The 6,638-nt window shown below is 67.4% G+C and carries 7 protein-coding genes; 3 read left to right on the plus strand and 4 right to left on the minus strand.

The annotated features are described in order from the left end of the window. Nucleotides 1–19: 19 nt before the first annotated feature. The 3 genes from AC14A7_RS05370 to AC14A7_RS05380 are packed head-to-tail and all read right to left on the minus strand — an operon-like array spanning nucleotide 20 to nucleotide 2,076. Entirely contained in the window at nucleotides 20–721 is a 702-nt protein-coding gene (locus AC14A7_RS05370; RefSeq protein ID WP_484006965.1) for a dihydrofolate reductase family protein, read from the minus strand. Continuing rightward, nucleotides 718–1,152, minus strand: coding sequence for a SufE family protein (locus tag AC14A7_RS05375; RefSeq protein ID WP_484006967.1), 435 nt, complete (start codon nucleotides 1,150–1,152; stop codon nucleotides 718–720). Before AC14A7_RS05375 ends, AC14A7_RS05370 begins: the two co-directional genes overlap by 4 nt. Nucleotides 1,153–1,176: 24 nt before the next feature. Then, complete coding sequence (locus AC14A7_RS05380; RefSeq protein WP_484006969.1) at nucleotides 1,177–2,076, minus strand: sulfurtransferase; 900 nt, start codon at nucleotides 2,074–2,076, stop codon at nucleotides 1,177–1,179. A 148-nt stretch (nucleotides 2,077–2,224) separates the two neighbouring features. Between AC14A7_RS05380 and zapE the strand changes: the two genes are divergently transcribed. The 3 genes from zapE to AC14A7_RS05395 all read left to right on the plus strand — a co-directional run bounded on the left by zapE (nucleotide 2,225) and on the right by AC14A7_RS05395 (nucleotide 5,926). Next, nucleotides 2,225–3,232 carry a cell division protein ZapE gene (gene zapE, locus AC14A7_RS05385; protein ID WP_484006971.1) on the plus strand — a complete coding sequence of 336 codons (1,008 nt, stop codon included), beginning with the start codon at nucleotides 2,225–2,227 and terminating at the stop codon, nucleotides 3,230–3,232. Between the two features lie 251 nt (nucleotides 3,233–3,483). Next, entirely contained in the window at nucleotides 3,484–4,749 is a 1,266-nt protein-coding gene (locus AC14A7_RS05390; RefSeq protein WP_484006973.1) for an ammonium transporter, read from the plus strand. A gap of 109 nt (nucleotides 4,750–4,858) precedes the next feature. Next, entirely contained in the window at nucleotides 4,859–5,926 is a 1,068-nt protein-coding gene (locus tag AC14A7_RS05395) for a hypothetical protein (protein ID WP_484006975.1), read from the plus strand. On the opposite strand, the gene AC14A7_RS05400 is transcribed toward AC14A7_RS05395, so the two are convergent. Then, nucleotides 5,907–6,638, minus strand: a 732-nt coding sequence (locus tag AC14A7_RS05400) for an SDR family NAD(P)-dependent oxidoreductase (protein ID WP_484006977.1), incomplete at its 5' end; no start/stop codon positions are given. The genes AC14A7_RS05395 and AC14A7_RS05400 overlap by 20 nt on opposite strands.

A 6,638-nucleotide genomic window follows, 5' to 3' on the forward strand; every position in this document is an offset into this window, starting at 1 on the left:
ACCAGGCTCCGGCCACGAGTCAGCTCGAGATCGACCAGCGCGCGTAGAGCCCGCTCGACTCGTCGCGGAGCAGGCTCGTGAGCACGGCGCTCCGTTCGGCGATTGGGGTGCCGCCAAGCACAGGGAACGGCGCTCCGCCGATTCGCGGGCTTGTGGCAAGGCAGAACTCCTGCACAAGGCCGGCATCGACGAGCTGCGCCGCGAGTCCGGGCCCGCCCTCGCAGACGATCGAGGTGAGGGAGAGGGATCGCAGCGCCTCGATGACCACGGCTGGCGCGATGCGGCCGTCGACGTCGTCGACCACCAGCACCTCGGGATCGTCGATGGTCGAGGCGACCTTCGCGGCTGCCGAGGCCGGGCAGATCACTATGGGAGCTGGGCCGTCGGTGCGTTCAAGACGGTGTCCGGCGAGGTCGCCAGTCGAGGTCACGATGGCGATCCGGGAGCGCCGCGGCTGCAGGTAGCCTTCGGCCCGCACCGACTCCGCGCCGATCAGCACCACGTCGGCGAGTTCGCGGATGACGCCGAGGATGCGGCGGTCCGCCGGGTTCGTGAGCGTCTCGCTGGTGCCGTCGCTGCCGCTCGCGGCTCCCGTCACGCTGGTGATGAGGTTGAGCCGAAGCCAATCCGTATCAGGTGGACGGTACAGCTCGAGCAGTCGCTCCCGATCGTCGCCGTCGATCGACTCGAACGGGGAGGGGAACAGCCGCTCGAGGATCACACCGCTATCTTGTCGCGAATCTGCCGCTTCGTGCGACCGAGCAGTGCGGTCATTCCCCGGATGCGCAGGGGGCTCACGGCCTCGGTGAGGCCGAGATCGCTCGGGTAGTCGTCGGGCACAGCGAGCACCTCCTCGACAGTGAGGCCGGCCAGGCCCTGCACGAGGATCGACGCGAAGCCACGGGTGGTCGGGGCCTCCTTCGGTGCTGTCGCCCAGAGGTGCACCACTGCGTGCTCGTCGATCTCGACAAAGATGAAGACGGGGGACTGGCACTCCTCGACGCGCTCGAACAGGTCGGGGTGGTCGCGGTACTGCTCTGGCAGTTCCGGCAGCTCGTTGGAGAACTCCAGCAGCAGCTGCAGGCGGTCCTTGATGCCGAGCTCGCGGAAATCGCTGCGGATCTCCGCGAGCGCGGACGGTAGTTCAGTCATGGATCAAGGGTACGTGCGGCAGCGCTACCTGACCGGCAGGGCGCCCGGCTCCGAGCCCTTGACGATGGGCACGCGAACGGCGGAGCCCCACTCCGTCCAGGAGCCGTCGTAGTTGCGCACGCCCTCGAAGCCAAGCAGGTGGGTGAGCACGAACCAGGTGTGGCTCGACCGCTCGCCGATGCGGCAGTAGGCGATGACGCTGTCGCCGTCGTTGAGGCCGGCGCCCTCGCGGTACAGCGCGTTCAGCTCTGGCAGCGACCGGAACGTGCCGTCCTCTGCAGCCGCCTTGCCCCACGGCACGTTCTGAGCGGTCGGGATGTGGCCGGCACGCAGCGTGCCCTCCTCCGGGTAGGCGGGCGCTGTGGTGCGCTCTCCGCTGAACTCCTCTGGCGAGCGCACGTCGATGAGGGGGTTGCCGAGGTGGGCGAGCACGTCATCCTTGTAGGCGCGGATGGGGGCGTCATTGCGCTCGACAACGGGGTAGTCGACAGCGACGGCTGACTCGGCGTCGGTCGTGTACGCACGGCCATCGGCCTCCCACTTCGCCCGGCCACCGTCGAGCAGACGCACGTCCTCGTGGCCGAAGAGCGTGAAGACCCACAGCGCGTACGCGGCCCACCAGTTGTTCTTGTCGCCGTAGATCACGACGGTAGTGTCGCGGGAGATTCCCTTGGACCCGAGGAGCTTGGCGAATCCCTCTCCGTCGATGTAGTCGCGCTCGACGGGGTCGTTGAGGTCGGTGTGCCAGTCGATCTTGACGGCGGTGGGGATGTGGCCGGTCTCGTAGAGAAGAACGTCTTCGTCTGACTCGACCACGACGAGGCCGGGGGTACCGAGGCGGGCCTCGAGCCAGTCACCGCTGACGAGGCGCTCCGGGTGTGCGAAGTCTGCGAAACGGGGGTTCGGGTCGAGTTCGATGGCCATTGCTGCCTCCGGTGAGCGCCGCTTGGCGCGAGAAATGGGCTGGTGGGTCGCGGGTAGGGTTGAATCCATCCCGCTTCTACGACCCTACGCACTTTGCGGTGCTCGGGTAGGAGTCCTGTAACCGAGTGACACACACAATAAGGCTGGAATGACGACCGCACCCGCGCATCTCACGGATCGCCGTCCGACTCTCACGGGTGAGGAGATCGTTCGCCACCTCGTGCCGCCGCGCCAGTTCGTCGATGCCACCCTTGAGACCTACCGGCCAGATCACGACTACCCGTCCCAGGCCGAGGCGGTCGCGGCAATTCGCGTGTTCGCCGGCTCGTGGAAGCCCGGCGGCCTGTTTGCACGCAAGCGCTCCTCCGACACCAAGCCCGGCATCTACCTCGACGGCGGGTTCGGCGTCGGCAAGACCCATCTGCTCGCCGCTCTCTGGCACCTCGCTCCTGGTCGCAAGTACTTCGGCACCTTCATCGAGTACACGGCTCTCGTCGGCGCCGTCGGCTACCAGACGGCTCTCGCCCAGCTCTCCGGCGCAACCCTGATCTGCATCGACGAGTTCGAGCTCGACGACCCGGGAGACACTCGGCTCATGACCCGTCTGCTCGCCGAGCTCGTCGCCACGGGCACTCGTGTCGCTGCGACCTCGAACACTCCGCCCAATGCCCTTGGCGAGGGCAGGTTCGCCGCCCAGGACTTCCTGCGCGAGATCGACGCCATGTCTGCGCAGTTCTCGACTATGCGCATCGACGGGCTCGACTACCGTCGCCGCGACCTCGAGGGGCACGCCGTCACCGTCGAACCCGATGCCCTTGATGCGGCTGTTGCCCACTTCTCTGGAACTATCACGTGTGACCGGTTCGGCGACGTCATCCAGCACCTGTCCCTCGTTCACCCGTCGAAGTACGTGAAGCTCGTCGACGGCCTCGACGCGGTCGCGTTCACCGACGTGCACGAGCTGACAAGCCAGACGGATGCGCTCCGCCTCGTCGCACTCGTCGACCGCCTCTATGACGCGCAGGTGCCGATCCTCGCGACGGGAATCCCGCTCGACCAGGTCTTCGCGGCCGACATGCTCGCCGGCGGCTACCGCAAGAAGTACCTCAGGGCCATGTCGCGACTCATCGCCTTGACCTCTGGCGAAGGGCTCTAGCGCCGGATTACTGCGCCAGAGACGCGCGAACGCCGCGTCTCGACGGTCGAACGCAACTTTTCCCCACGAATGTGAAGAGTCGCGAAACACGATGTTTACATACGGATACCCCGCGTAACCAATGCGAAACATGGGGACACAGCACCCGAAACGTCCTGCCGACACTATGAGTGGCGTACCCGAGGAACCACGGCCTCCCTAGCGTCATGAGCCGACGGTGCATCCTTTGCAAACGTAAGAGAGGTATGACAATGGATCAAGGCAATACCGCCTTCCTTCTGATCGCCGCGGCTCTCGTCCTGCTCATGACCCCTGGCCTCGCGTTCTTCTATGGAGGACTCGTCAAGGCCAAGAGCGTCATCAGCATGATGATGATGAGCTTCGGTGCACTCGGACTCATCGGTGTGCTGTGGGTGCTCTACGGCTACGCGATCGCGTTCCCCGGCGCTGAGGGAACCCTCGCACCCTGGACGATCGACTTCACCGCGGTCGGCCTCAACAGCCTCCTCGAGGTGCCGGAGGGTGCTGCGTACCCGCCGCTCGCCTTCGCCGCCTTCCAGGCGACGTTCGCGATCATCACCGTCGCACTCGTCTCCGGTGCCATCGCCGACCGTGCCAAGTTCGGCGCATGGCTGATCTTCGCTGGCGTGTGGGCAACCCTCGTGTACTTCCCGGTCGCGAGCTGGGTGTTCAACTTCGGCCTCGCTGAGGACGGCAGCTTCGCCTACGGCGGATGGCTGACCCACGGCCTGCAGGATGTCTTCGGGGTCGGAACAATCGACTTTGCCGGTGGAACCGCCGTTCACATCAACGCCGGTGCTGCTGCTCTCGCTCTCGCCCTGGTTCTCGGCAAGCGCGTCGGCTTCGGCAAGGGCGTCAGCGTTCCTCACAACCCGCCGTTCGTGCTTCTGGGCGCCGGCCTCCTGTGGTTCGGCTGGTTCGGCTTCAACGCCGGCTCGGAGCTCGCAGCCGACGGCACCGCTGCCCTCGCCTTCGTCAACACGATCGCCGCTCCGGCAGCAGCACTGCTCGCCTGGCTCGTCGTCGAGAAGGTCAAGGATGGCAAGCCGACCTCTGTCGGTGCCGCCTCCGGTGCCGTCGCCGGTCTCGTCGCGATCACCCCGGCGTGTGCGTCGCTGCACCCGGTCTGGGCGATCCTGCTCGGCCTCATCGCCGGCGCGGTCTGCGCCCTCGCGATCGACCTGAAGTTCAAGCTCGGCTTCGATGACTCGCTCGACGTTGTGGGCATCCACCTCGTCGGTGGCCTCATCGGAACGCTGTACCTCGGCTTCTTCGCCAACGGCACCGGCCTCTTCATGGGCGGCGACGCCACGCAGCTGCTGGTTCAGGCAATCGCAGCGTTCTCCGTGCTCGCCTACTCCTTCGTGCTCGCGTACGGCATCGCCTTCGTCATCCAGAAGACGATCGGATTCCGCATCACGAGCGAGGACGAGCTCGCCGGCGTCGACACCGTCGTTCACGGTGAAGAGGGCTACGTGCTCGCAGACGTCAAGTAGTACTTGCTCCACCGGTTACGGGGTGCCGTCCTTCGGGATGGCACCCCGTAATCTTGCGTATGGCGGCACACCCATCCGCCCAGCCACCGCCCGAGGAGGCACAGAGGGAATGAGCGACTCCGCGCCTGCGCTGGCTGTGGCAACCGTCGGCGTGCTGGCGTTCCTATGCCCCGCGATGGCCCTGTTCTTCGGGGGAGTTCCGTCTCGGCAGACCCTGCGCTGGCTCGGCGGAATCGGCCTGGGGGCGGTATCGCTGGCGAGCGCCGAATGGATGCTGCTCGGCGAGCCAGTCGACCTCGCCCTCTTCCAAGGGGCCTTGGCCACCGTTGCGGTTCTCACGGTCGCCTCCATCGGGCTCCGCGGCGGGCGGAGGGTCGCTCTCACGGTGACGCTCGCAATCTGGCTGGTGCTCGTGGTCGTTCCCATCGGGCACGCGGTGTTCGACATCGAGGATGGCCTGGTTGCGGCGGGGATCGGAAGCCTCGACTTCGCCGGAGCGTGCGTGCTCGGCGTTGCGCCGGGCACGGCGGCTATCGCGATCGCTCTTGCGCACCGCTGGTCCGGTGTCGTGGTGGAGGGCCGCCCACGACGCCCCGGGTGGCTGTTCGGGTGGTGCGCCCTCGCCAGCATCCTCGGCTTCCTCGCTGTGGTCGTCGGCGCAGAACTCGTGATCGACGAGACGACGCGGGTGCTGCTGCTCAACACAGTGCTTGGCGGAGTCGGCGGCGCGATCGGCTGGACGGCGGCTCAGGTTGCCAACGTGCGTCGCGCCACGCCCGGCGGGCTCGTCGCTGGCGTCATCGCCGGAGTCATTGTTGTGCTTCCCGCGTCGCCGTGGCTGGAGCCCGTTGCCGTCATGGTGCTAGCCGTCATCGCATCGATCCTCGGCCACATCACGACGATCGCCTTTCGAACGCGAGACGCCAAGCGGGCCTGGGCCTCGCTCATCGGCATCTGCCTCGTGCCTGCAAGCGTCGGCATGGTGGGAGCGGGCATCGTTGCCGCCGGCCCCGGACTGCTGTACTCGGGGCACGCAGACCTCGCGGAGGCGCAGCTTCAGGGTCTCGGCGCGGTGCTCGTGCTGTCGTTCGTCGCAACCCTGCTCGCGGCGGTTGCGGCATTCGTTGTCGCGCCGCGTGTCGTCGGCGACAGGTCTGTCAGCTCTTCCCGGCCATGAGCCGGTAGACCGCGCGGAACGGGAGCAGCCGAACCAGTGCTGCGCCGACGCGGGCATCCGTGCCGACGACCTGACGTGGCCGGGGGTGCGCAGCCGTCACGGCTCGGCGGATGACACGAGCGACGACCCGGGGATCGAGCCCAGAAGACCCGCGCGCGGCGCTCGACCGCGCGGCGGCAACCTGCCGCTCGTAGCGCCCTGTGGCGGGCAGCCCGGACATGAGCTCGTCTCCTGCGCGGGCCGCGGTCGACCAGATGGGTGTCGCGATGACTCCCGGCTCGACGAGGCACACCGCGACACCGTAGGGATCGAGTTCCGCACGCAGGGAGCCCACTAGGCCGACGAGACCGTGCTTCGAGGCGCTGTACGCCCCGAGCACCGGGCTCGCGATGCGGCCGCTGATGGACCCGACGAAGACGATGCGGGCACCCGTCGCCGCGAGCAGCGCAGGCAGCATCACCTGGGTCATGTGCAGCTGGCCGACCAGGTTGACCTCGAGCTGACGGCGGAACTGCTCGATCGGCAGGATCTCGAGCGGAGCGGGCACCGCGATTCCCGCATTGTTGACGAGCGCGTGCAGCGGTCCGGCCGCGACGACACGGGCCCCAGCGGCGCGCACCGACTCGTCGTCAAGCAGGTCGACAAGCAGGGGAGTCACCGAGTCGCCGAACTCCGCCGTGAGGTTCGCGGCATCCTGCTCTGTGCGCACCGT

The organism is Conyzicola sp. (assembly GCF_057073975.1).